We start from the raw sequence: 22,706 nt of genomic DNA, 5'->3' as shown, positions 1-22,706 counted from the left end.
CCCATGCGCGACACACCCGCGGCGGGCGCGGCGTCCGTCGAGCCCTTTATCGACGCGCATCAGCATTTCTGGAACCTGGCGATCAACCCGTACCCGTGGCTGCAGGACGAAACGGTGCCGAACTTCCGCTATGGCGACTATTCGGCGCTGCGCAGGAACTATCTTCCCGAGGATCTCGCCCGCGATACGGCTGGCTGCGCGCCGGTGAAGACGGTGCATGTCGAAGCCGAATGGGCGCGCGCCAATCCTGTCGACGAGACCGCGTGGCTGACCCAGCTCGCCGCGCAGACGGGTCGGCCTACGGTGATCGTCGGCCATGCCCAGCTTGACCGCGGCGATGTCGAGGAAGTGCTGGCGGGCCATGCCGCCTGCGCGATCATGCGCGGCATCCGCAACAAGCCGGTGACCGCGGCGCGGCGCGAGGATGCGCGGCGCGGCGTGCCGGGCTCGATGGACGATGAGCGCTGGCGTCGTGGCTATGCCTTGCTGGCGCGGCACGGCATGTCCTTCGACCTGCAGGCGCCGTGGTGGAACCTGGATCAGGCGGCCGCGCTGGCACGGGACTTCCCGGACACGCAGCTGATCCTGAACCATACCGGGCTGCCGGCCGACCGCAGTGAAGCCGGCCTGGCCGGCTGGCGTGCCGCGATGGCCGAGCTGGCCGCGCAGCCCAATGTCGCCGTGAAGGTCTCGGGCCTGGGTTTGCCGGGAAAACCATGGACACAGGCCGACAATGTGCCCGTGATCCGCGACGCCATCGCCATCTTCGGCACGGAACGCTGCATGTTCGCCAGCAACTATCCGGTGGACAGCCTGGTGGCGAGCTACGGCACCATCGTCGCGGGCTTCCGCGCCGCCATTGCCATCTATCCGCCCGAACAGCAGCGCGCGCTGTGGCACGACAACGCCGCGCGCTTTTATCGCCTGTAGCAGCGCATTGCAAGGATCCGCCACCCGCCCGGCTAGCGCCGTGGGGGACGGGCGGATTCGTCCCTACACTTGAAAGGACCACTTATGAAGAACGGATTGCAACCTGGCGCGACCTGCGCGCGCACGCTGACGGTCGACCGCCAGCGCACCATCGATTTTCTTGGCGAGAGCCTGCGCATCTACGCCACGCCCGAGCTGGTACGCGATATCGAACAGACTTGCCTCGATTTCCTGCAAGGCTTTCTCGAGGATGGTGAAAGCTCGGTGGGCGCGGAGGTGTCGGTGCAGCACACCGGTGCCACGCCGCTGGGCGGCGAGGTGCGCATCCACGTCGAGGTCACGGCCATCGATGGCCGCAGTGTCACCTTCGGCGTGACCGCCGACGATGCGGTGGAGCGGGTTTGCAGCGGCACGCATCGCCGCTTCGTGGTCGATGTCGAGCGCTTGCGCGCACGCGTGCAGAAAAAGACGGCATCAATGCCCGTCGCGGTCTGACTTCGCGCGGCCAGGCGCGTGCAGCTTGCGGGACGCGCCCCCCAAGCCGTGCTCAGACGGGGGACGGCTGCTGCTGATCCGCCGACACTTCCGCGCGGATCCAGTCGGTGAAGCTGCGGATGCGGCGATCCTCCAGCCGCTCCTTCGGGAACACCACGAAGTAGGAGAATTCGACCGGCAGCCGGATCGATTCGAACAGGCGCACCAGCCGGCCCTCGGCCAGGTCCTGCTCGATCCAGTTCTTCTTCACCAGCGCCACGCCCAGGCCGTTGAGCGCAGCGTTGATGACCAGGTGGCTCGGCCAGAACGACGGCCCCCGGCTGGCGTCGACATCGGTCACGCCGGCGTGCTCCAGCCACATTGCCCAGTCGGGGTTGCTTACGTCCGTATAGGTGCTGTCGTCGTGCAGCAGCGTATGGTGCTTCAGGTCGGACGGTGTTTCGAGCGGCTGCGGGCCGTGCCGCAGCGCCGGGCTGCACACGGGGATGACTTCGACCGCCATGCACAGCTCGCAGTGCAGGCCGGGGTAATCGCCGCGGCCATAGCGGATCGCCATGTCGAAATCGTCGCGCTCGAAGTCGATGCGATGGTTCGAGGTCGACACCTTCAGGTCGATATCGGGGTGCGCCTTCATGAAGCGGTCCATGCGCGGGATCAGCCATTTGACCGCGAACGTGGGCGGCATGTTGACCTTCAGCGCCGGGCGGTCCTTGCTGTGCAGGCGGTGCGTGGCATCGGCGAGCTGCTTGAAGGCCAGTTGCACGCTGGGCAGGTAGGCCGTGCCCGCCGGGGTCAGGACCAGTGCCTTGGCGTCGCGGATAAACAACTGCACGCCCAGGCTTTCTTCCAGTGCCTTGATCTGGTGGCTGACCGCCGACGGTGTGACGAACAATTCCTCCGCGGCCCGCGTGAAGCTCAGATGCCGGGCAGCCACTTCGAACGCCCTGAGCGGGTTCAGTGGGGGAATCTGTCTCGACATAGCGGTGGTACGCAATCCTTTAAGCGACTTGCCGGCGTGGTCGCGTTGGCATCGGCAGGCGCTGCACGATAGCATCCGTGTCAAGCTATGGGAATAGGGCCGGCCCCCATGTAGGTGAATTCAGGGCTGCTGCGGTTGCGCCCTGGACGATTGGCCGGAAGGCACTCCATGACGGGCTGGACGCGTGCGGTGACTATCGATTGGAAGCCGTCACCGCGCTACAGGCCGTCCCGCAGTTTCCGGTCATGACGGTGAAAGCGACGGTAAATGCCCACGTCGATCACCGCAACTCCCTTTAGCCACATGGGTTTGCAAGATCTGTTGATGATCGAGTGGGAGTGACCCGCCAGGTCGTTAAATGAATGCTCGGGCGCCTGCAAGGCGCCTTTTTTTGCTTCGCGCAGAGAGCCGCGCGAGACCTCAGCGTGCCGTGGCGACCGCTGCCGCCGGCTGCAGAGCCGAACTGAACTCGGGGGCTTCGCTGAGCGCCTTTTGCAGGTTGCTCAGCATATTCTCGCTGGCGCGCTGTGCCGACAGCGCGAAGTTGCTCTTGAATTCCGAGAACTCCGCGTTGCCCTGGCCCGAGACGACTTTCTTGAACACGACCTTGCCGCTGAGATCCGTCACGGTGCAGGTAAGGTTGACTGTGAAGCGGGTCGGTGGCCAGGTGAAGGCGCTGTCCGACGACGAATCGGTCGAGATCTCGGGCGTCAGGATATAGGCGAGCTGCGCTTTGTCGATTGCCGCGCGATCGTCCGACGCCTTGAGCTTGGTAGCGTTGGCGAACACGTTGGACAAGGTGCTGTAGAGCGGCACCTCCAGGTCGCGGTACGGCAGGTAGCTGACCTTGTCGCCACCGCCGCCGGGCGTGATGACTTCCTTGGCCAGTAGCGGGTCCGGGATAACGAAGCCGATGTTCTTGTCGACCTTTTTCTGCGCAGGTGCGGCGGGCGCGGACTTGTCGGTCGCAATCTGAATCGGGTGGGCACAGCCAGTCAGCGCGATCAGCGCGGCAACAGCCGCGCAGCGGCTCGCGATCGTGAACCAGGCACGCATCGTGTTTCTCCTTTTTTGCGTCGTGAGGGGCGTTACTTCAAAGCGTCGAGGAAAGCGGGGTCGGCGTAGAGCGTGGCGAGCAGCGCTTGCACCGTGTAGCCGTATTCGCTGACAGCCTTCGGAATCGCCACTGCCGCCGCGAACGATGAATCCCATTCGCGATGGGCCGACTTGACCTGGTCGTAACGCACGGTCTCGCCTTTCTTGACGACGAAGCGCGCCGATACGTCGCCAGAGGCAGTGACGATCGCGGGATCGATCTCGTTGCGCAGCAGCGTGCCGGAGATCACCACATCGGCGGTCGGCGACAACTTGCCCGCCATGGTCAGCTCCCGCGTCACGGCCTCGGCGAGGTACGCCGACCATGTCCCGCCATACGGTGACTCAAGGCTGTTGGCGCGCAGCGACATGGGGTGTTTCACGCCGGGTGCGCTCTCAGTAAAGGTGCCGACGCGCGTGGGCGCGGCGCCGCTGTTCCTGAGCGTCTGGACGTTGTCGAGCGATGGCGGATAAGGCGGTGCAACGACGCTGCACCCGGACAGGATGAAGCCCAGCACGCCAAACGCCAGGCTGGTTTTGATGCGACCCACTGCGGACACCTTTCTTGTGTTCTGTGTTTTTGTTGCGTCGTCGGCCGCAGTAACCATGCCGCGACGATTGCCGTCTGACACAGGCATGCCGACGACCATGGCATTTTGCCAAAGCGGGGGCGCTTTGCGTCACGGCGCCGGCCTGATTCGCTCTGTTGTTGCGCCAACTGGACACCCATCCATTGGGGGGTGTCGTTCGTAGGTCAGGAGAACATCCTGGAGTGGTAGCGCCCGAGATTCGCGATCCAAAAAACAAGGCGCCTTCGAGGCGCCTTATGCTTCTCAACGGTGCGACACCGGACAGCAGCCACCGGCTGCGGCCCGCCCGACGATGCTACCGGCCACTCAAACCGACCACCCCAGACTCACCACCCCAATCACCACCCCCAACCCGATCCGGTACCACGCAAACGCACGCAGCGAATGCCGCGCCACCAGCCGCACCAGCGCATTGACGACGACGAGCGCGGAGAGGAACGCAGCGGTGAAGCCGGCGGCGATGGACCAGAAGTCCTGCATGCTGAGCAGGTGGTAGTGCCGCATGGCGTCGTAGGTGGCGGCGCCGAGCATGGTGGGGATGGCCAGGAAGAAGGAAAACTCGGTCGCCGCCTGACGTGAGACGCCGGACAGCATGCCGCCAATGATGGTGGCGCCGGAGCGGGACGTGCCGGGGATCATCGCCACGCACTGGGCGAGGCCGATGCCGATGGCCTGTTTCCAGCCGAAGTCTTCGATGGCGTGGATGCGGGGCACGGCGCTGCGCCGCTCTACCCACAGGATGACGAGCCCGCCGGCGATCAGTGCGGCGGCGACCACGGCGGGGTCGAAGAGGTAGTGCTTGATCGGGCCGATCAGCAGCGCGCCGATGACCGCGGCGGGCAGGAAGGCGACCAGCACCGCGGTGGCGAAGCGCAGTGCGTCGGGATCGCGCCGCACCACGCCGTCGCACAGGTTAGCGATCTTGGCGCGGTAGAGCCAGCATACGGCCAGGATGGCGCCGAGCTGGATCACCACGTCGAACACGCGCGCCTCGTGCGAAGTGAAGTCGATCCAGTCGCCGACCAGGATCAGGTGCCCGGTGCTCGAAATGGGCAGGAATTCCGTCAGGCCTTCGAGCAGGCCGAGAAAGAAGGCCTTGCCCAGGTGGATCCAGTCGATCATGTGGCGGCTGCCTCGGGGTTTGCGTTGCTTTCGAAGGGGCGCGGAGCCGTAGGCCGTCAGGCCGCCAGGCTGTGGATCAGCTGGGGTTCGCGCTGCTCCAGGTAGCTGCGGAACTGCGCGCCGGTTTCCTGGTGCTTCAGCGCAAACTCGACGGTGGCCTTCAGGTAGCCCAGCTTGCTGCCGCAGTCGTAACGCGTGCCGTGATAGCGATAAGCCAGTACCTGTTCCTGGCTCAGCAGCGACTGGATCGCGTCGGTGAGCTGGAATTCGCCGCCGGCGCCGGGTTTCAGCGCGCGCAGGTGGTCGAAGATGCGCGGCGTCAGGATGTAGCGGCCCACCACGCCGAGGTTGGACGGGGCCTCTTCCGGCGCCGGCTTCTCGACGATGCCCGAGACCTTGATCACGCCTTCGCCCCACTCGCGTCCCTCGACCACGCCGTAGGAGCGGCTTTGCTCCGGCAGGATCTCTTCGACGCCCAGCACCGAGCAGTTGTAGTGGTCGTACGCATCCACCATCTGCTTCATCACCGGCGGGTTGCCGTCGATCAGGTCGTCGGCCAGCATCACGGCGAACGGGGCGTCGCCCACCAGCTTGGCCGCGCACAGCACCGCGTGGCCAAGGCCCAGCGCTTCGGACTGGCGCACGTAGAAGCATTCGACGTTGGCCGGCTTGATCGAGCGCACCACATCGAGCAGCGCGCGCTTGTTCTTGGCTTCCAGCTCGACTTCCAGTTCGAAGGCCTTGTCGAAGTGGTCTTCGATGGCGCGCTTGGAGCGGCCGGTGACGAAGATCATCTCGGTGATGCCGGCGGCCATGGCTTCTTCCACGGCGTACTGGATCAGCGGCTTGTCGACCACCGGCAGCATTTCCTTGGGGCTGGCCTTGGTGGCCGGCAGGAAGCGGGTGCCCAGGCCTGCGACCGGAAAGACGGCCTTGCTAACGCGACTTGTCATTTCAGTGGTTCCCTTCAAAGGTTCGGCAATGCTCGGTGCGATGGCGGCGAGGTCTGCCTTGATGTCTGCCTGCATTCGCCGGCAAAGAAAGAGGGTGTAGGCGCAACAGGGAATCAATCGCCTACACCCTTAAGTCGGCACGGGGTGCCACCCGCGATTCTGCTGCGTCGCACCACCCGCGGTACCCCTCAGGCGTTGGGACGGAATTCGTTTCCACTCTGATGGGGGGATCGGAAATTTGGTAAAAACGCCGTCCACGCCTTGAAGAGGTCGTCCCGCGAGCCATAAACTTCGCCGGTCATTTACGGATGACGCAGTGCAGAAAAGAGCGCGCCCAGCGCGCCGTGCACACACCAGTCAACACCGCCAGGTTCAGATCCGCAGCCGTGCAGACAAGCGGACAGGCACCCGACGGGCGCCAATGCCGAACCAGCGGAGTCGCCGCTGCGCATTGCGACAGCGGTGGCGGCGGGCCATGCGGGTCTTCTTGCAAACAAGGGAATCATCGAGAGTGCTAAAGCTTTCAAGCAGCTTGAGGTTTGGCAGGGCCGTCGTGTGCCTGGGGATCGTTCCGTTGCTGGCATCGTGCGCGCTGGCGCCGGGCATGCGCTTCGACCCGCAGCGTCCGCTCGATCCGGAGGACCCTGAGTCGGTGCCCAAGGTCACGCAGATCACGCCCGCGCTGGTGCGTACGCTGAAGGCCGCCACGCCCCCGGCGAACGCCGGCGTGGAAGCGTTGTTCGGCGAGCCGGGGCCTTATACCGTGGGCGTCGGCGACATTCTCTCGATCGTGGTGTGGGACCACCCCGAACTGGTTTTCCCCACGCAGACCTACTCGATTGGCGCCGCCTACGAGATTCCCAGCTACAGCGGCGCGGCCAACATTCCCGGCTACGTGGTCAGTCCGGCCGGCACCATCCAGTTTCCCTATGCCGGCGTGCTCAAGGTGCTCGGCCAGACCCCGGACCAGATCCGCGGGCAGCTGAGCACCCAGCTCAAGCCGGTGGTGACGATGCCGCAGGTCACGGTGCGCGTGCTGGCGTTCCGCAGCAAGCGTGTCTACCTCGACGGCGAAGTGAAGACGCCGGGTCCGCAAAATATCGACGACGTGCCGATGACCCTGGTCGAGGCGCTCAACCGCGCCGGCGGCATCAACGCGCTGACTGGCGACAACAGCCGCATCCGCATCTCGCGCGAGGGCAAGATCTACTACGTCAGCCTGCCGGCGCTGCTGCAGCAGGGCATCGATCCAGCGCGCATCCTGCTGCGCAACGGCGACATCGTGCGCGTGGAGCAGCGCGAGGACAGCAAGGTCTTCGTGACCGGCGAAGTCGTCAGGCCGACGCCGGTGATGCCGCGCAACGGCCGGCTCACGCTCAGCGAAGCGATTGGCGAAGCCGGCGGCCTGAATCCCAATTCGGCCAACGCCAAGGAGCTCTACGTGATCCGCAAGGCCGACGACGGGCAGGCCGAGGTGTTCCACCTCGACGGCAAGTCACCGGTCGCGTTCGCCCTGGCCGAGGCATTCGAGCTGAAGCCGCGCGACGTGGTCTATGTCGATGCCGCGGGCGTGGTCCGCTGGAGCCGCGTGATCAACCAGCTGTTGCCGAGCGGGAATTTCTTCACGTCGACGGCGAACGCAGTCAAATGATCAAGACCGTACTCGTGGTCTGCATCGGCAATATCTGCCGCAGCCCGATGGCGCAAGGCCTGCTCAGGCAGGCGCTGCCCGAGGGCGAGGTGGTCTCCGCCGGCCTCGGCGCGCTGTCCGGGCACGCGGCCGATCCGCATGCGGTGGACCTGATGAGCCGCCAGGGCGTCGACATCTCCGGGCACCGGGCCCAGCAGCTCAATCACGTGCTGATCCGGCGCGCGGACCTGATCCTGGTGATGGACGCCGCGCAGCGGCAGGAGATCCAGCGCCTGCACCCGGCCACCACCGGACGGGTGTTCCGCCTTGGCGAACTGGAGAAGTTCGATGTGCCAGACCCTTACCGCCAGCCCCGTGCGGCATTCGAGAGCGCGTTGCAGCTGATCCAGCGCGGCGTGGAGTCCTGGGTGCCGCGCATCCGGGCCCTGGGTTAAACCGATACTGTCCTGCCTGCCATGAACCAGTCCACTTATCTTCCCGTCGCGGCGCCGGTCCAGTCGGACGAGATTGCCGTCGTCCGCTACCTGGACGTGCTGGTGGCGAACCGCTGGCTGATCGCGGCCATCGCCTTTGCCGTGCTGACGCTCGGGGTTGCCTACGCGTTCCTGGCCCGCCCGGTGTACGAAGCCAACATCCTGGTGCAGGTCGAGGACAGCCAGAACAGTCCCAACGGCCTGCTGGGCGATGTCTCGTCGCTGTTCGACGTCAAGACGCAGGCAACCGCGGAAATCGAGATCCTGCGCTCGCGCATGGTGGTCGGCAAGGCGGTCGACAACCTGCGGCTCTATATCGATGCCAAGCCCAAATACTTCCCGCTGGTCGGGCCCTGGATCGCCAGCCAGTCGAAGGGGCTGTCCGAGCCCGGCCTGTTCGGCATGGGCGGCTATGCCTGGGGCGGGGAATCGATCGACGTGCCGACCTTCGACGTGCCCGAGGCGCTGCAAGGCGAGGGTTTCGTACTGGTGAGCCTGGGCGATGGCCGCTACCGGCTCGAGCAGGCCAGCCTGGACCAGCCCATCGTCGGCCGTGTCGGCGAAGTCATCGAGGCCCGCCATGCGGTCGGCGAGATCCGGCTGCTGGTGACGGCGCTGAAGGCCAGGCCCGGCATTGCCTTCAACCTGGTGCGCCAGTCGCGCCTGAAAACGCTGGAGCAGCTGCAGCAACAGCTGAACATTGCGGAGAAGGGCAAGCAGAGCGGCGTGATCGGGGCCTCGCTGGAGGGCAATGACGCCAGGTTGACGGCGGCGATCCTGAACGAGATCGGCGACGAGTACGTGGCGCAGAACATCAACCGCAAGGCCGCGGAGGCGGAAAAATCGCTGCTGTTCCTCAACAACCTGCTGCCGCAACTCAAGGGCGAGCTCGAGCGCGCGGAAGTGAAGTACAACGCCATGCGCAACGACCGCGGCACCTTCAACCTCAGCGAAGAGGGCAAGGCCTTCCTGCAGGAGAGCGTGACCGCCGAGACCTCGCTGCTGGAACTCAAGCAGAAGCGCGCCGAGCTGGTGACGCGCTTTGCGCCGGGCCATCCGTCGATGCAGGCCATCGACAAGCAGATTGCCGCGCTGGCGGCGAAGGCGGGGGCGGTCGCCGGCCGGGTCAAGACCCTGCCGAACCTGGAGCAGGATACGGTGCGGCTGATGCGCGACGTGCAGGTCAACAACGACCTCTATGTCGGCATGCTGAACAATATGCAGCAGCTCAAGCTGGTCAAGGCGGGCAAGGTCGGCAGCGTGCGCCTGGTCGACACCTCGCCGGTGCCCGAGGAGCCGGTCAAGCCGAAGAAGGCGCTGGTGATCGTGCTGGCGGCGGTGCTTGGCGTGCTGGCCGGGGCGGTAGTGGCCTTTGTCCGCAATGCCCTGTATGGCGGCATCACCGATCCCAAGGACATCGAGGAACATACCGGCCTTAACGTGTATGCGACCGTGCCCCAGTCCGAGCACCAGATCACGCTCAGCAAGGATATCCAGGCGCGCAAGCGCGGCCACTACCTGCTGGCCGACCGCTTCCCCAACGAGCCCTCGGTGGAAAGCCTGCGCAGCCTGCGCACGTCGCTGCAGTTCGCCATGCTGGACGCGCCCAACAACCGCGTGCTGCTGACCGGCGCGACGGCCGGCGTGGGCAAGTCCTTCGTCTCGGCCAACCTGGCGGCGTTGATGGCCTCGGGCGGCAAGCGCGTGCTGCTGGTCGATGCCGACATGCGCAAGGGCTACCTGAACCAGTATTTCGGCAAGGACCGCGATCCGGGCCTGTCTGACGTGCTGGCCGGCAAGCTGGCGCTGGAAGAGGTGGTGCACCGCGACGTGGTGCCGGGCCTGGATTTCATCGGCACCGGCACGATCCCGCCCAATCCGGCCGAACTGATGCTGAAGGAACGCATGGCCGGGCTGCTGGAGGCGTTCAGCGCGCGCTATGACATGGTGATGATCGACACCCCGCCGGTGCTGGCCGTCGCCGATGCCGCGATCCTGGCCGAGCGTTGCGCCACCGTGTTCCTGGTCACGCGCTTCGGCAAGAGCTCGATCGGCGAGATCTCGGAGTCCGCCAAGCAGTTGGGGCAGGTCAATGTCAGCGTGAAGGGGGTGGTCTTCAACGGCCTCGATCCCAACGCCTTCCGCTACGGCTACGGCTCCAAGTACGGGCGCTATCGCTACGCCTACTACGGCTACTCGCAGGGCGAGAAGGCGTAAGCGATGCGAGCCGCGCGACTGGACCGCGACTGGGTGCTGGCCGAGCGCGGGCTGGCCACCGTGGCGAGCCTGGTGCTGAGCCTGCTCTACCTGGTGATCTATTTCTTCGGGCGCGACGCGCTGCCGGAAAAATGGGTCACCGATTCCAACAAGATGCTGGAGTTCCTGGTCAGCGGCTCGACCGATCTCGACGATTCGTTCGCCGCCACCGCCAAGGTATTCTCGTTGTTCGGGGCGGCGTATGTGAATGTGGTCACCGCCACGGTCGGCGTGGCCTATCTTGCGCTGGCATCGAGCCGGGTAGCGAGCCTGCGCGACCTGGCCACGCGCTGGCTGTTCGTGCTGCCCTGCATGCTGCTGAACCTGCTTTCGCCCGGCAAGGAGACCGTGGTGATCGCGATGTCTATCGTGCTGGTCATGGGCGGGATGTCGCGCGGCGTGTCGTTCCGGGGCCTGGTCGTCATGACCGTGCTGCTGTACGGCTGCTACGCGCTCTTCATCCGCAACTACTACGCGATGATCCTGGTGCTGGCGCTCGGCCTGCGCGTGGCGGCGCGGCTGACGCCGGCATGGAGGGCCATTGTGCTGGCCTGCGTGCTGGGCGCGATCCTGGTGGCGCCTTCCGAGATCCTGTACATCCTGCAGTCGCCGCGGGATATCTCGAACAACTATGCCCTGAGCATCGGCAGCGACAACCGCACCATGATCTGGAACCTGTATCCGCCCAGCTCGGGTGTGAATTTCCTGGTCAACTACCTGTACGCGGCCGTCATGTTCGTGCTGCCGGTGATCAGCTTCCGCGCGCCGGTCGACCTGGCCATGATGCTGATGCATGCGGCGATCCTGCGCGTGGCGCTGCGCGGCTTGTCCGGGACGCCCGCGATGAGCGGCGACGAGCGCAAGCGCCGCTGGTTTGCCACGCTGGTGGTTGCGCATATCCTGGTGCAGTTTATCTTCGAGCCGGACCTGGGCAGCTACGTTCGCCATCTCACCTCGGTCAGCTTGTTCCTCATCCCTTTGCTAACTACCTTGCCGGCCAAACAAGATGAAGCACGTCGTCATATGCGCGGTGCCATACAGTGACAACCTTGGCGATGCGGTGATCGCCGAAACGCTGGGGCATCTGATCCGCCAGGCCGTGCCGGATTGCCGGGTCAGTTTCCTCGATATCGCCGGGCGCACGCGCCTGGGCGAACAGTCGCTCAAGAAGGGCCGACTGATGCGGCTTTTCTCCAGGCTGCCAGGCTGGGCCCGGGTGCCGGTGCTGACCATGGCCATCTGGCTGAAATACCGGCGGCAGTGGCGCGTGCGCTGGCAACAGCAACTGGCCGATGCCGATGTGGTGGTGGTTGGCGGCGGCCAGCTGCTGTGCGATGTGGACCTGAACTTTCCGCTGAAGCTGTACCTGCTGGCCCGCTGCCTCGGCAAGAATGCCAGGGTCGCGCTGGTATCGGTGGGCGTGGCGGCTGGCTGGTCGCGGCTGGGACGTTACCTGGTGTCGCGCTTTTTCGCGCTGGCGGCGCCGCAATACGTCTCGGTCCGGGATGAAAGCTCGCGGCGCAATATCGTCGGCCTCGGCGCGGGCGAGGCTTGCGATGTCGCCATCATTCCCGATCCCGCCATCCTGAGCGCGTCGCTGTATGCGGAGCACGGGCTGGAGAAGCGCTGGGATGTGGGGATCTGTGTCTCGGACGTCGAATCGCTGCACTACAACGCGGACCTCGTCAGCGTAGCGGAGCAGGGCGGCGGGCTGGGCATGTTCGTAGAACTGGTGCACAAGCTGCGGCAGGGCGGACAGCGCGTGGTGCTGTTCACCAACGGCGCCGAGGAAGACAACCTTGCCGCGGCGGCGGTCAGGAGCCGGCTGGGCGCGGACGGGATGCAAGGCGTGGATTTCATGCTGCCCGCATCCCCGGCGGAGCTGGCATCGATCATTGCCGCCTGCCACAGCATGGTGGGGCACAGGATGCACGCCAACATCATTGCCTTCAGCTTCGGCGTGCCGTCCGTCGGCATTGTGTGGGACACCAAGGTCGCTTCCTTCTTCAAGCTGAGCGGGCGTGGCGATTTCGCCGTGCGGCAGAACGCCAGCGCTGACGACGTGATCGAAAGGCTGGCCTGCGCTCGCTCGCTGGGCGCGGCGCAGTTCAAGCGTTCGGCGCGGCTGGGCCGCGACATCACCCAGGGCCTGGCGCTGCTGTTCGGCCAGACGCTGGCGCTGCCGGCCGCCCCGGCGACGCTGCGGGCGGCGCCTTCGCTCGAGGGGACGCCATAATGCGCCGCATGCTGTCGGCGCTGGGCGCGGTGTTCGAGCAGGCCGCGTACACGGCGGTCCAGTTCGGCATCAACGTGGCGCTGGCCCGCTCGATGGACGTGGCGGGCTATGGGCTGGTGGCGGTGGTGCTGTCGCTGGTGGTGTTCATCAATATCTTCTATGTCGCGTTCCTGCACGAGCCGGCGCTGATCGAGGGGATCAAGCTGCGCGTGCGCTTCTCGGTCGAAGTCGCGGTGCTGACGGTGCTGCCGGTCACGGCCGGCTCGATCCTCTACCTGTACGGGCATGGCCTGAGCACGTCGGCCTGTGCGGCGGCCGCCGTGCTGTTTGCCTGCTACACCGCCTATTGGGTGCTCAGGACCGTGGGCGCAAAGGCGCGCGGCTATGCCGGGCTGCTCGCCTGCCACATGCTCATCGGCGGGGGCGTGGCCATGATTGGCCTGGCCTCCGGTACGCGGCCGGCGCCCGCGGCGATGCTGCTGCTTGCCGCCGCGATCCTGTTGCCGACCCTGGTAGCCGCCGCCACGCTGCGCCGCCGGGGGCGCATCGAGATCGTCCCGGGCAGGCCGGAGTCGCCGCGCCAATGGCTGGGGTTGGGGGCCAGCTCGGCCAGCGCGCAGCTGATGAGCTGGCTGGTCGGGCCGGGACTGGTGGTGCTCCTGGGCTCGCTCGGGCACTTCGCCGACTCGGCGAAGTTCCGCATCCTGCTGACGGTGCTGCTGCCGGCGCAATATATCCTGATGGCGCTGGGCTACCACCTGATGCCGAAGTTTGCCGCATCGTTCAGGCAGGACGACACGCCGACGCTGGCCCGCAACGCCGCCGGGTTCGTGCTGGGCGGGGTGGTGCTGTCCGGCGCGCTGAGCGTGCTGCTGCTGCTGTTTGGCGACCAGGTCGTCGTCATGCTGTTCGGCGCGGCCTATGGAGATCTCGACGTGCGTTTCTTTTCGCTGTTTCCGATCGTATTTGCGGTGGTGATGTGCCTGCGCACCTTGCTGAAATCCTTCGGCATGGCACGCGCCATCTTCCTCGCCGCGGGTATCGGCCTGCTGGCGGGCATCGCCCTGGGCGCATGGCGTTATCCGCAGCTCGACTACCTCGTGGCGGCGCAGATCATGCTGGTGTCGTTCCTCGTCATCGCGCTGTTCCAGACCGGTGCGCTCGCCATGGGCGTACTGCGCAGGCATGCCGCCGCATAGCGCGGCGCCGCGCGGCGGCGCGCGGGCGCTGGCATTGGCCGCGCTGATCGCGGTATCGGGCTGGTGGCCCGGCCAGCCTGCGCAGGCCCAGGCATGGCAGGCCTCTGGCCGGATCGCGTCGATGCCCGCGTTTGCGGTGCAGATCGATCCCGCCACGGTGTCGTCGCGCGATCTCGCCGAGATCCGGCGCCTGGGCTTTACGCATGTGCGTTTCGGCGTGCGGCCCGAGGTGGTGCGCGGACACCTGAAGCCGCAGCGCTACGCGCAGGTCATTGCGCAGGCGCGCCAGGCCGGCCTGCACATGCTGGTCACGCTGTACGGCGGGCGGTACATCTGGGGGGATGACGGCGAGGACGGCTCCAGCGACGCCAGCGAGGCGAAGTTCGCCGCGTTCGCCAGCCAGTTCATGCTGCGCAACGCAGGGCCGGACCTGTCGTACGAGATCTGGAACGAGCCCGACAACAAGACCTTCCTGCATCCGTCGGTACCGATCACCCGGCTGATCTCGGCCGCCGGCAGGATCTGCGACGCGCTGGCGCAGGCCGGCACGGCGCCGCCGCCATCGGTTTACCTGTTCGGCCTGGCGCGGCTGCCCGGCGCGGAGAATGCCGCGGCGGAACAGTCCTTGTCGCGCTTGCTGACCGATCCGCGCCTGGGCTGCGTGAAGGGGCTCAGCATTCACCCGTACCGGGCCACGCCCGAGACACTGCTGCGCGACTATCGCCAGCTTGGCGAGCGCATCCGCAGCTCGCCGCGCCCGGGCGCGCAGCTGATCGTCAGCGAATGGGGCTATGCCTCGTACCTGCCGGTGCGCAGCGAAGCGACGCAGGCGACGCTGATCGCCAGGCAGGTGCTGGCCGGCGTCATGGCGCAGGTGCCGATGCTGGGCATCTATGCATGGCGCGACCGCGGCCAGGCCCGCTGGGAGCGGGAGGCAAACTTCGGCTTGCTCAGGAATGACGGCTCGGAAAAGCCGGTCATTGCCATGCTGCGCGACCTGCTGGGCATGCTATCCGGGGCGAAGGACGCCAGCTGGCATCAGCGCCAGGACAGCTTCATGGTGGAGCTGCGCAAGGACGGCGTGGCCCATCGCATCTATTGGGGCCCGCAAGCGCGGACCCTGTTGCGCGATGCGCTGGCGCGAGCGGGGGCAACAGACGGTTGCACGGCGAGGGCGCTGGGCGACGCGCAGAAGGCGCTGCCATGCGCGGCGCTGCTGCAGGACAGCGCGGTACTTGCCGATGGCGCGATGCTGCTGGCCAGCTGGTCAGGCGGCAAGGCGCCGCCCTGACCAGCGCGGCCGATGCCGGCTAGGCCAGCGCGGCGCGCGAGTAGAAGGACTCGAACTTTCTGGCCTGGGTCACGATATTGAACTCGGACTTGGCCCGGGTGACGGCGTGCTCGGACATGGCCTGCCACAGCGTGGCATCGCCGACGATGGCTTCGATCGAGCTGGCCATGGAGGGGGCGTCGTCCACCGGCACGATAAAGCCGTTGCTGCCATCGACGATGATGTCCTTGATGCCGTCGACGTCGGTGCCGACCACCGGGATCGCCAGCGCATTGGCTTCCGCCAGCACGTAGCCGAAGCTCTCGTAGTGCGAGGTCAGCACCACCACCGCGGCATGCGCCAGCAGTTCCAGCAGCTCGGCCCGGCCCATCCACGCGATGGCGGTGATGTCCTTGCCCTCGACCAGCCCGCGTTCCCGCAGCATGGCATCGAGCGTGGCCCGGTCATTCTCATAGTGGCCATAGCCGACCAGCATGAATTCGACGTCGGGACGCCCCTGGAACAGCTTCGCCACGTCCAGGAACATGGGGATGTTCTTCTGCGGGCTGATCCGCGCCACCATGATCACGCGCTTGACCGCGCCCAGTTGGCGTTCCACCGGCACGGAGCGGGGCTCGACGGCATTCAGGATGGAGTGCGCACGTTCCCGCGGCAGGCCCACGTCATGGATGGCGCGGTCGCGCTCCGACGGCGAGGTGGCCAGCACCGCATCGGTCAGCCGGTGCAGGAAGCGCTCGGCCATCAGGAACACGCGGCGCTTGATGCCGCGCAGGCCCAGGTAGTAATAGGCATGCGGGGTGTAGACCACGCGCACGTTCAGGCCGATGCAGGCCAGCCGTCCCACCAGTCCCGCCTTGGAGCTGTGCAGGTGGACGATCTGCGGCGCTACGCGTTTCACCAGCGCGCGCAGGCTGAGCGCCGCCTTCAGGTCGTTGAGCGGATCGAGCTTGCGCGGGATCGGCAGGTAGCTGACGCCGAAATTGCGCGCATCGGCGATCGCGGACACCGAGCATTGCTTCGGCAGCGCGAAGTGGAAGCTGATGTGCTCGTCATTGATATGGGAGGCGAGCAGGTGCAGGTAAGTCTCGACACCGCCCAGGCACTCGGTCACGTGCAGGACTTTGATCATTGGCTTGCGGATGCGATGGGGTAGCGGAATTCGGTGGGGCGGGACGGGCTGGACTGGCTCAGTAAGCATTGCTGCCCATCCAGCCGCGGAAGGCGGTCCAGAAGATGATGCGCAGGTCGAGCCAGAACGACCAGTTGCGGATGTAGAAGATGTCGTGCTCCACCCGCTTGGCCATCTTGTCCAGGGTGTCGGTCTCGCCGCGATAGCCGTTGATCTGCGCCCACCCGGTGATGCCCGGCTTGACGCGGTGGCGCAGCATGTAGAAATCGAGCTGCTCCTTGTACATGTTGTTGTGCGCCATGGCGTGCGGGCGCGGCCCCACCACGCTCATCTCGCCCTTCAGCACGTTGATGAACTGCGGCAGCTCGTCGAGGCTGGTGCGGCGCAGGAAGGCGCCGATCGGCGTGACGCGGCTATCGCCCTTGGTGGCTTGCGTGACTACGCCGTGCTCGGCATGCACCTTCATGCTGCGGAACTTGTAGACGTGGATCACGCGTCCGTCCATGCCGAGGCGCTCCTGCTTGAAGAACACCGGACCAGGCGAGTCGCGCCTGATCAGCACGGCTATCAGCAGGAACAGCGGCGACAGTGCGACCAGCACGAGTGCGGCAAAGGTGCGGTCGAAGATGGCCTTGATGGTGCCGCGCACGCCCAGCGAAGGCGGCTTGTTCATCTCCACGGCCGGCATGCCGAGGAAGTTGCCGACGTTGTGGTTGAGGAGGTCGAAGTCGAGCACGCTCGGCATCCACTTGATGTCGATGAAGTCATTGCGCAGCGAGAAGGCGATCTCCTGCATCAGGCGGTGCTCGCGCATCGGCAGCGTCAGCCAGATCTCGGCAATGCCGTGCTCGCGCGCGAAGGCGGCGATGTCGGCGCTGTCGTGGATGCGGCGGCGTCCTTCCGGCGTGGGCTCGCCTTCGGCGGCATAGATGCCGCTGATCTTGTAGCCGGTGGTGTGGCTGGCGGTGGCGCGGCGGTACATCTCCTGGCCGGTGCGGCCAAAGCCGACGATGATCACGCGCTTGTTGTTGGCGCCGGCGACGCGCAGCAGGTTGAGCACGGCGCGGCTGACCACGCGCAGCGCCACCAGCGCTGCCAGTGAGAACAGGTACCAGTACACCATCCACAGGCGCGACAGCGAGTCGGTCTGGTGCAGCAGGTAGGTCAGCAGCAGGCTCACCAGCCAGACCAGGCTCCATGCGGACAACAGCCGCGCGGCAAGCGAGAACAGGCTGCGTCCGCGCCACGACGTGTACACGTCGAAGCCTGGCAGCACGATGAAGGCAATGGCACAGGCAAAGTACTGGATGAACTGGTGGATTGGCGCCTGCGCGGTGTCGAACCGCGCTTCACTGGCGAGGATTGCCGCCACCCAGATGGCGCCGGCGTCGAGCAGGCGAGCCATCAGCGCGAGCTGATCGTGGTGCCTGGCAAACATATCGCGATAGATACCCAATTGCTTCTCCCAGAAGCGTTGAGTAATGGGCGCTCATGCGAGTGCCCACGCCCTTGTTGTCTCCTCCGAACTCCCGGTCCGCGCGAAGTGGCGGCCAGGCTCGTCGCATGGCATGCATCTGCCTGTGCATGCGCATGGCGTGATCAAGCAGAGTCGTGCGGGGCTGCCTTGCGGCAGCGGTTCCATGGTGTGGCGGCGGTCAGCGCATGACCTGCCACGGGCCGCATCGGTGACGGCCGTCCATGCAACTGCAACGCTCTCGTTCTGCCGGTGCGCTGAAGGCTCCGGCGTGCTCCGTGTTTTCAGGAGCGAATAGTGCGATGCGCCCAAAAGCGTCGGTACCCTTCATCGGAAGGGAAACTCCGGACGCGTGTGAACCGGCCTCGCGCCGGTGCCTGCAGTGCGAATCGTGGGGGACGTGATCGACTTTCGCGCGTTTTTTCGCGCGCGAAAATGCCGCCGTTCGCGCTTCTGCGTTACCCCGCGCAAGGAGGGAAACGACAGGGCAGCGCACCCCTCGCTGCGGGGGTGAGAATAAAAAGCGTTGGCGAGCAGCTTCGCGACCGCCGGCCTGGTGCGCGTGCACCGGCACGGCGACGGCGACTCGGCGTCCTGGCATCCTTCACTCCACGCGGTAGAGGAATGAGAAAGAACACAGAGCCACTGACGGTATTCACGCGCGAACAGCTGGATGCGTATTTCGCGTCGTACGTAGGGATGGAAGGGGGCAATCCAGGCGCCGCGGTCTGGTTCTGCGACAGCTCCCCGCATCCCGGCGTGGCGCCGCTGTCCGTGCCGCTGATTCCGCATGCGCGACCCACGGCATGGGATGCGGCGTACCGCTGCAAGTATCGGCATCACATGGAGCGCTGGCAATCGCACCAGAAGATCGCGCGCATCATGTCGGCGGCGCGTGCAAGGGTGCTCAGGACCACCTTGGGCGAGCACGACTGGAAGCATTACTTCGACCGCCACCTGTACGGCCCGCAGGGCGCCGAGTTCAAGCTCAGCCTGTTTCCGCTGCCGGCGCGACCGACCGAGGAGATCCCGTGGTCGAAGGCATTTCGCCGCCAGCCCGAATTGTTTCCGCGACAGCGCTATCTCGACCTGTGCCGCGAAGGGCGCCGCTTTGCCTTCATCGACGGCATTCGCCGGCTCTGGAGACCGAAGGTGGTGATATGCCTGGGCGAGCGGCACGCCGATGACTTTGCCCTGGCCTTCGGGCTCGCGCAGGCACACGCCGCCGAGCACGTCCTGCAGCCCGCCGACCAGCCCAAAACGCTGCGCGTGCTGGAGCGCGACGGCACCACGTGGCTGCTTTGTCCGCCGCTGGCCGGGGCCGGGGGAATGATGTCCGATGTGCTGCTGGATGCGATGGGGCAGTACCTGTCGCGTTGGCTGCGCCCGGACGATTTCTCCGGGCACGTCATGAGCGAGGCGCCGGAGACGGCGAGCCTGCCATGAACCCATGCCAGCGAGCGTCGTCGACCCTGGCCGGCCTGCGGGCAAGCGCGGCGGCGCACTGGCTTTCCCCCGGCATGCAGGGGTGACACGGATTGGCGGATGCATTTATCTGCGGCCTGCCGCGACCTTGCAAGCTGCTGCCGCGGCATCCGCCTGCAGCGTCGCGCTTGGCAGCAGCACCAGAAGCAGTGCTGGGCGCGCCTTAGCCTGTGCGAGGCAGGATCACCGGCGCAGGCTTCCCCACCATGTTTCGTCGTAGCGCAGTATTGATCTCAGGAGAGCAGCGTGCAAACCAAAACCCGTAAGATTTTCATCCTAGGCATCATGGCAGGCGCGGCGGCAACGCTCGTGGCTTGCGGCGGCGGCGACGATTCGCCAGCGCCTTCCCAGCCGTCCCAGCCCTCCGCCACGGTGAGCGGCAAGGCGGTGGACTTCTACCTGTCGGGCTCGACCGTGACCTTCCTCGATTGCGAAAACAAGACCGCGGTCACCAATGCCACCGGCGATTTCACCTTCCCGGCAGGCTGCACCAAGAGCGCGCTGAAGGTGACCGGCGGCACCGATGTCGGCACCAACCTGCCGTTCGCCGGCGTGCTGCAGGCCCCGGCGATCGATTACCGGGAGGGCGTGACACAGGTGGTCTCGCCGCTGACCACGCTGACAGTGCAGCTGGGCGCAGGCCAGGTTGCGCCGCTGGCGACGGGGCTGGGCCTGGCAGGCAAGGACCTGGCGACGCTCGACCCGATGCAGGATGCGCAGGCGCTGCGCGCGGCGGTGGTGGTGCAGCAACTGGTCGACCATGTCTCCAAGACCCTGAACGGGCTGGGCGCAGGCGGCACGCTGACGCCGGCGGATTCGGCCGCGGCGGCGTCGAAGGCGGTCGCCACCGCGGTAGCGAGCGCGCCCGGTACGGCGGACCTGAGCAGCGGTGCGCTGGTGGCGGGCGTGGTGTCGAGCGCCGTGCAGAACGCGCAAGCGGGGCTGCCCACCAGCCTGCAGTCGAACATCGGCGCCGTGGCCACCAACGTGGCTGCGCTGGCCGCGCCGGTGATCGCCAGCGAAGTGGATAGCGTCAGCACCGCGCTGGAAGCGATCGACGTCAGCAGCAGCCCCACCGAAACGCTGTCGGCCCTGATCGAGGGCGGGTCGATCAACATCGTCACGCAGAGTGCCCAGGCGGCCACCACCACGGCGCTGGTGCAGGCGGTCACGGCCGGCGCACTGGCCAATGCGGCGAACGCGGCGGGGCTGGCGCAACTCGGCGACGCGGTATCGAGCGGCAGTGCCGCACAGATCCAGCAGGTCGCCGCGAACCTCGGCGGCGTAGTCGACGCCGGCGCCATCAACAGCGTGGCCGATGCGGTCCGGCTGAAAAACTCGCTGGTGCTGTCGAACCTGACCATCAACGGCGTGACCCAGCCGATCACCGACAACATCACTGCCACCGGCGGCTCGCTCGATGCGATCCAGGTCGGCGTGGCGCAGAACGGCGATGCCTTCAACGGCGGCCCGACGCAGGTGCGTGCCGGCCTGAGCTATACCTATGGCGGCAACCAGGTCGATGTCATCATCGAAAACGTGACGCTGACCTTCAACGGCTCGCAACTGGTCGATGCGGTGGTGCCGGCCAACACCGCGTATTCGTTCCGTGTCAGCGGCAACCTGTCGGTCGCCGCAAGCCTGAGCAACGCCGCCGCCGACAGCCTGTTCTCCAGCGCCAACGGCGGCTCGCTGAACCTGCCGTTCACCACCTTCCTCGGCAAGCTCAGGTCTTCCGGCGCGCTCAGCCAGGCGCAGGTCGACGCGCTCACCCCCAAGGCGACCAGCACCTTCCCGGTGACCTTCGCCACCACCACCGGCCGCCCGGGCCGGGACGTGCGCGTAGGCATGCTGCTCAACAACGACGTCGCATTCGCCAAGACGGCACTGGTCAAGACCGACGCCGAAATGGTGGTCGGCGACGGCCTCAAGACCACGGTCACGCTCAACCCGTGACCAGCGCTTAGCGCCATAGCGAAGGCCTTCCGCCGGCACGGCGGAAGGCCAGGCTCCCGGTCATCCTCACGCGCGCCGCCGGCCGCGTACCGCAGGCCTTGCGTGCCAGGGCCGACCGGGTCATGTTTTGTCTGCGTCGGGCGCTTCCATCGGAACGCGCCGGGCATGAGGCTCGCCCAGTGGCCTCGGAGTTTCCTATGCAGCTGCTTCGAAAGCGCCGGCTCGACCAGGCCTGCGCCCTGATGCTGGGGCTGTGTGCCGCCGGCACGGCCAGGGCCGCCCCGGACGATGTGTTCATGCAAGCCGAGCCCGCCACCGGCGAGTTCACCTCGGTGCGCGTGGAGGCCAGCTATGACATGGTCAATCGCAGCGTCGACGTCTTCAACCTGCGCGGGCGCCAGGGACCGGTATCGGACAACGCGGGCGACTACCGCGGCGGCAAGCTGATGCTGGGCTACAAGTTTTCGCCGCACTGGTCGGGATCGGCGACCTACTGGCGCCGCGGCATCGAGTACGGCCAGGACCGCAACCACATCGATACGTGGATGCTGGCGATGCACTATGACCCGCTGGCCGAGGCCGGCGCGCGCGATCGCATCATGCTGCGTTTCTCGCTGTGGGGAGACCACGCCGGCAGCCTGAACCGCTCGTCGCCAGTGATTGTCCGCAACACCACGTTCAACAGCCTCACCGTGAACAACGCCAACGATGTCCAGGCCCAGGCCGACGTGATCTTTTCCGGCGAGCTGACCGAACGCAACCAGCTTACCGGCTTTGTCGGGCTCGGCATCAGCCGCGTCACGGTTGGCAGCCTCAATACCCGCCTGCAGCGCGGCAACTGCAATTTCAACGTTGCCATCGGCTCGGACAATCTCGCCAACGGCCAGCTGGCGGCACCCTGCAACGTGGGCAACGTCACCCTGCAGTCGGCCTCGTTCTCCGTCAACGCCAGCCAGTTCGGCCTGGATTTCAACGACGATTTCAATTACACCGCTGGCTACCTGAACCTGGGCGGATCGTGGCGCTGGAAATACGACCGCTTCGCGGCGCGCCTCGGCTACCAGTTCCAGTACCTGCTGCGCAGCAACGTCGACAGCCGCGCCGAGTCCTACGGCAACGCGCCGATCAAGTCCAACCACACGCTGGGGCTGGAGCTGTCGTATGGAGTGGCCAAGAACGTAGAGGTGTTCCTGCGCGGCCAGGCTTCCCTGTACAACTTCGTCGGCACCATCCCCTTCCTTTACAACGCGACCACCGCCGGCAAGCTGGACCGCTACTACGGCTACGGCTCCATCGGCATCCGCTTTTCCGGATTCTGAGCCGCAAGCGCGGCGACCCCTCGGTTCCGGTAATCCGTCAGCTGTTTTTTATCCCCTCGGGCGAGGGGATGGA

At 66.3% G+C, this 22,706-nt stretch carries 19 protein-coding genes; 12 read left to right on the top strand and 7 right to left on the bottom strand.

Annotated elements, in window-relative coordinates; translation table 11 throughout:
• Positions 1-3 precede the first annotated feature (3 nt).
• Both RALTA_RS07930 and RALTA_RS07925 read left to right on the top strand, forming a co-directional pair.
• Positions 4-930 (top strand): amidohydrolase family protein, encoded by a 927-nt coding sequence (locus RALTA_RS07930; protein WP_012352916.1) that lies wholly within the window; start codon positions 4-6, stop codon positions 928-930.
• An 84-nt stretch (positions 931-1,014) separates the two neighbouring features.
• Positions 1,015-1,425: a thioesterase family protein gene (locus RALTA_RS07925; RefSeq protein ID WP_041232138.1), complete on the top strand. Its 411-nt coding sequence runs from the start codon at positions 1,015-1,017 to the stop codon at positions 1,423-1,425.
• 52 nt (positions 1,426-1,477) lie between these two features.
• Here the strand turns inward: RALTA_RS07925 and RALTA_RS07920 are convergent, their stop codons facing one another.
• The 5 genes from RALTA_RS07920 to galU form a co-directional block, all read right to left on the bottom strand.
• Positions 1,478-2,404, bottom strand: a complete 927-nt coding sequence (locus RALTA_RS07920; protein WP_012352914.1) for a transcriptional regulator GcvA — start codon at positions 2,402-2,404, stop codon at positions 1,478-1,480.
• A gap of 420 nt (positions 2,405-2,824) precedes the next feature.
• Positions 2,825-3,460: a hypothetical protein gene (locus RALTA_RS07915; protein WP_012352912.1), complete on the bottom strand. Its 636-nt coding sequence runs from the start codon at positions 3,458-3,460 to the stop codon at positions 2,825-2,827.
• 32 nt (positions 3,461-3,492) lie between these two features.
• Positions 3,493-4,149 carry a hypothetical protein gene (locus RALTA_RS07910; protein ID WP_242405224.1) on the bottom strand — a complete coding sequence of 219 codons (657 nt, stop codon included), beginning with the start codon at positions 4,147-4,149 and terminating at the stop codon, positions 3,493-3,495.
• Between the two features lie 246 nt (positions 4,150-4,395).
• Positions 4,396-5,211, bottom strand: coding sequence for an undecaprenyl-diphosphate phosphatase (locus tag RALTA_RS07905; protein ID WP_012352910.1), 816 nt, complete (start codon positions 5,209-5,211; stop codon positions 4,396-4,398).
• A 56-nt stretch (positions 5,212-5,267) separates the two neighbouring features.
• Positions 5,268-6,164, bottom strand: coding sequence for a UTP--glucose-1-phosphate uridylyltransferase GalU (gene galU, locus RALTA_RS07900; RefSeq protein WP_012352909.1), 897 nt, complete (start codon positions 6,162-6,164; stop codon positions 5,268-5,270).
• Between the two features lie 511 nt (positions 6,165-6,675).
• Here galU and RALTA_RS07895 point away from each other — a divergent pair.
• The 7 genes from RALTA_RS07895 to RALTA_RS07865 are packed head-to-tail and all read left to right on the top strand — an operon-like array spanning position 6,676 to position 15,270.
• Positions 6,676-7,815, top strand: coding sequence for a polysaccharide biosynthesis/export family protein (locus RALTA_RS07895; RefSeq protein ID WP_012352908.1), 1,140 nt, complete (start codon positions 6,676-6,678; stop codon positions 7,813-7,815).
• Positions 7,812-8,249: a low molecular weight protein-tyrosine-phosphatase gene (locus tag RALTA_RS07890; protein ID WP_012352907.1), complete on the top strand. Its 438-nt coding sequence runs from the start codon at positions 7,812-7,814 to the stop codon at positions 8,247-8,249. Before RALTA_RS07895 ends, RALTA_RS07890 begins: the two co-directional genes overlap by 4 nt.
• A 21-nt stretch (positions 8,250-8,270) precedes the next feature.
• Positions 8,271-10,505, top strand: coding sequence for a polysaccharide biosynthesis tyrosine autokinase (locus tag RALTA_RS07885; protein ID WP_012352906.1), 2,235 nt, complete (start codon positions 8,271-8,273; stop codon positions 10,503-10,505).
• A 3-nt stretch (positions 10,506-10,508) separates the two neighbouring features.
• Positions 10,509-11,588 (top strand): hypothetical protein, encoded by a 1,080-nt coding sequence (locus tag RALTA_RS07880; RefSeq protein ID WP_012352905.1) that lies wholly within the window; start codon positions 10,509-10,511, stop codon positions 11,586-11,588.
• The gene (locus tag RALTA_RS07875) at positions 11,551-12,780 is read left to right on the top strand and encodes a polysaccharide pyruvyl transferase family protein (protein ID WP_012352904.1); all 1,230 of its coding nucleotides are present in this window, start codon (positions 11,551-11,553) and stop codon (positions 12,778-12,780) included. The genes RALTA_RS07880 and RALTA_RS07875 overlap by 38 nt, the downstream gene beginning before the upstream one ends.
• Positions 12,780-13,979 carry a lipopolysaccharide biosynthesis protein gene (locus RALTA_RS07870; RefSeq protein ID WP_012352903.1) on the top strand — a complete coding sequence of 400 codons (1,200 nt, stop codon included), beginning with the start codon at positions 12,780-12,782 and terminating at the stop codon, positions 13,977-13,979. Before RALTA_RS07875 ends, RALTA_RS07870 begins: the two co-directional genes overlap by 1 nt.
• Positions 13,966-15,270, top strand: coding sequence for a hypothetical protein (locus tag RALTA_RS07865; protein ID WP_012352902.1), 1,305 nt, complete (start codon positions 13,966-13,968; stop codon positions 15,268-15,270). The genes RALTA_RS07870 and RALTA_RS07865 overlap by 14 nt, the downstream gene beginning before the upstream one ends.
• Positions 15,271-15,289: 19 nt before the next feature.
• Here RALTA_RS07865 and RALTA_RS07860 read toward each other — a convergent pair whose 3' ends face one another.
• Together RALTA_RS07860 and RALTA_RS07855 are read right to left on the bottom strand one after the other, a co-directional pair.
• On the bottom strand, positions 15,290-16,399 hold the full coding sequence (locus RALTA_RS07860) for a glycosyltransferase (protein ID WP_012352901.1): 1,110 nt from the start codon (positions 16,397-16,399) through the stop codon (positions 15,290-15,292).
• Between the two features lie 58 nt (positions 16,400-16,457).
• Positions 16,458-17,837 carry an undecaprenyl-phosphate glucose phosphotransferase gene (locus RALTA_RS07855; protein WP_025584634.1) on the bottom strand — a complete coding sequence of 460 codons (1,380 nt, stop codon included), beginning with the start codon at positions 17,835-17,837 and terminating at the stop codon, positions 16,458-16,460.
• A gap of 660 nt (positions 17,838-18,497) precedes the next feature.
• Here RALTA_RS07855 and RALTA_RS07850 point away from each other — a divergent pair.
• From RALTA_RS07850 to RALTA_RS07840, 3 genes are all read left to right on the top strand, one after another.
• Positions 18,498-19,319 carry a hypothetical protein gene (locus RALTA_RS07850; RefSeq protein ID WP_012352899.1) on the top strand — a complete coding sequence of 274 codons (822 nt, stop codon included), beginning with the start codon at positions 18,498-18,500 and terminating at the stop codon, positions 19,317-19,319.
• Positions 19,320-19,604: 285 nt separating this feature from the next.
• Positions 19,605-21,314 (top strand): hypothetical protein, encoded by a 1,710-nt coding sequence (locus tag RALTA_RS07845; RefSeq protein ID WP_012352898.1) that lies wholly within the window; start codon positions 19,605-19,607, stop codon positions 21,312-21,314.
• 197 nt (positions 21,315-21,511) lie between these two features.
• Positions 21,512-22,633, top strand: coding sequence for a hypothetical protein (locus RALTA_RS07840; RefSeq protein WP_012352897.1), 1,122 nt, complete (start codon positions 21,512-21,514; stop codon positions 22,631-22,633).
• Positions 22,634-22,706: the final 73 nt, after the last annotated feature.

It is taken from the genome of Cupriavidus taiwanensis LMG 19424, assembly GCF_000069785.1.
GTDB lineage: Bacteria > Pseudomonadota > Gammaproteobacteria > Burkholderiales > Burkholderiaceae > Cupriavidus > Cupriavidus taiwanensis.
Note: the sequence above shows the minus strand (reverse complement) of the source record. Positions and strands in the feature narration are given on the sequence as shown.

Bases quoted from the DNA above. Each gene is read 5' to 3' on its own strand.
- RALTA_RS07930 (WP_012352916.1), top strand. From the start codon at position 4: ATGCGCGACACACCCGCGGCGGGCGCGGCGTCCGTCGAGCCCTTTATC.
- RALTA_RS07925 (WP_041232138.1), top strand. From the start codon at position 1,015: ATGAAGAACGGATTGCAACCTGGCGCGACCTGCGCGCGCACGCTGACG.
- RALTA_RS07920 (WP_012352914.1), bottom strand. From the start codon at position 2,404: ATGTCGAGACAGATTCCCCCACTGAACCCGCTCAGGGCGTTCGAAGTG.
- RALTA_RS07915 (WP_012352912.1), bottom strand. From the start codon at position 3,460: ATGCGTGCCTGGTTCACGATCGCGAGCCGCTGCGCGGCTGTTGCCGCG.
- RALTA_RS07910 (WP_242405224.1), bottom strand. From the start codon at position 4,149: ATGGTCGTCGGCATGCCTGTGTCAGACGGCAATCGTCGCGGCATGGTT.
- RALTA_RS07905 (WP_012352910.1), bottom strand. From the start codon at position 5,211: ATGATCGACTGGATCCACCTGGGCAAGGCCTTCTTTCTCGGCCTGCTC.
- galU (WP_012352909.1), bottom strand. From the start codon at position 6,164: ATGACAAGTCGCGTTAGCAAGGCCGTCTTTCCGGTCGCAGGCCTGGGC.
- RALTA_RS07890 (WP_012352907.1), top strand. From the start codon at position 7,812: ATGATCAAGACCGTACTCGTGGTCTGCATCGGCAATATCTGCCGCAGC.
- RALTA_RS07885 (WP_012352906.1), top strand. From the start codon at position 8,271: ATGAACCAGTCCACTTATCTTCCCGTCGCGGCGCCGGTCCAGTCGGAC.
- RALTA_RS07880 (WP_012352905.1), top strand. From the start codon at position 10,509: ATGCGAGCCGCGCGACTGGACCGCGACTGGGTGCTGGCCGAGCGCGGG.
- RALTA_RS07875 (WP_012352904.1), top strand. From the start codon at position 11,551: ATGAAGCACGTCGTCATATGCGCGGTGCCATACAGTGACAACCTTGGC.
- RALTA_RS07870 (WP_012352903.1), top strand. From the start codon at position 12,780: ATGCGCCGCATGCTGTCGGCGCTGGGCGCGGTGTTCGAGCAGGCCGCG.
- RALTA_RS07865 (WP_012352902.1), top strand. From the start codon at position 13,966: ATGCCGCCGCATAGCGCGGCGCCGCGCGGCGGCGCGCGGGCGCTGGCA.
- RALTA_RS07860 (WP_012352901.1), bottom strand. From the start codon at position 16,399: ATGATCAAAGTCCTGCACGTGACCGAGTGCCTGGGCGGTGTCGAGACT.
- RALTA_RS07855 (WP_025584634.1), bottom strand. From the start codon at position 17,837: ATGTTTGCCAGGCACCACGATCAGCTCGCGCTGATGGCTCGCCTGCTC.
- RALTA_RS07850 (WP_012352899.1), top strand. From the start codon at position 18,498: ATGAGAAAGAACACAGAGCCACTGACGGTATTCACGCGCGAACAGCTG.
- RALTA_RS07840 (WP_012352897.1), top strand. From the start codon at position 21,512: ATGCAGCTGCTTCGAAAGCGCCGGCTCGACCAGGCCTGCGCCCTGATG.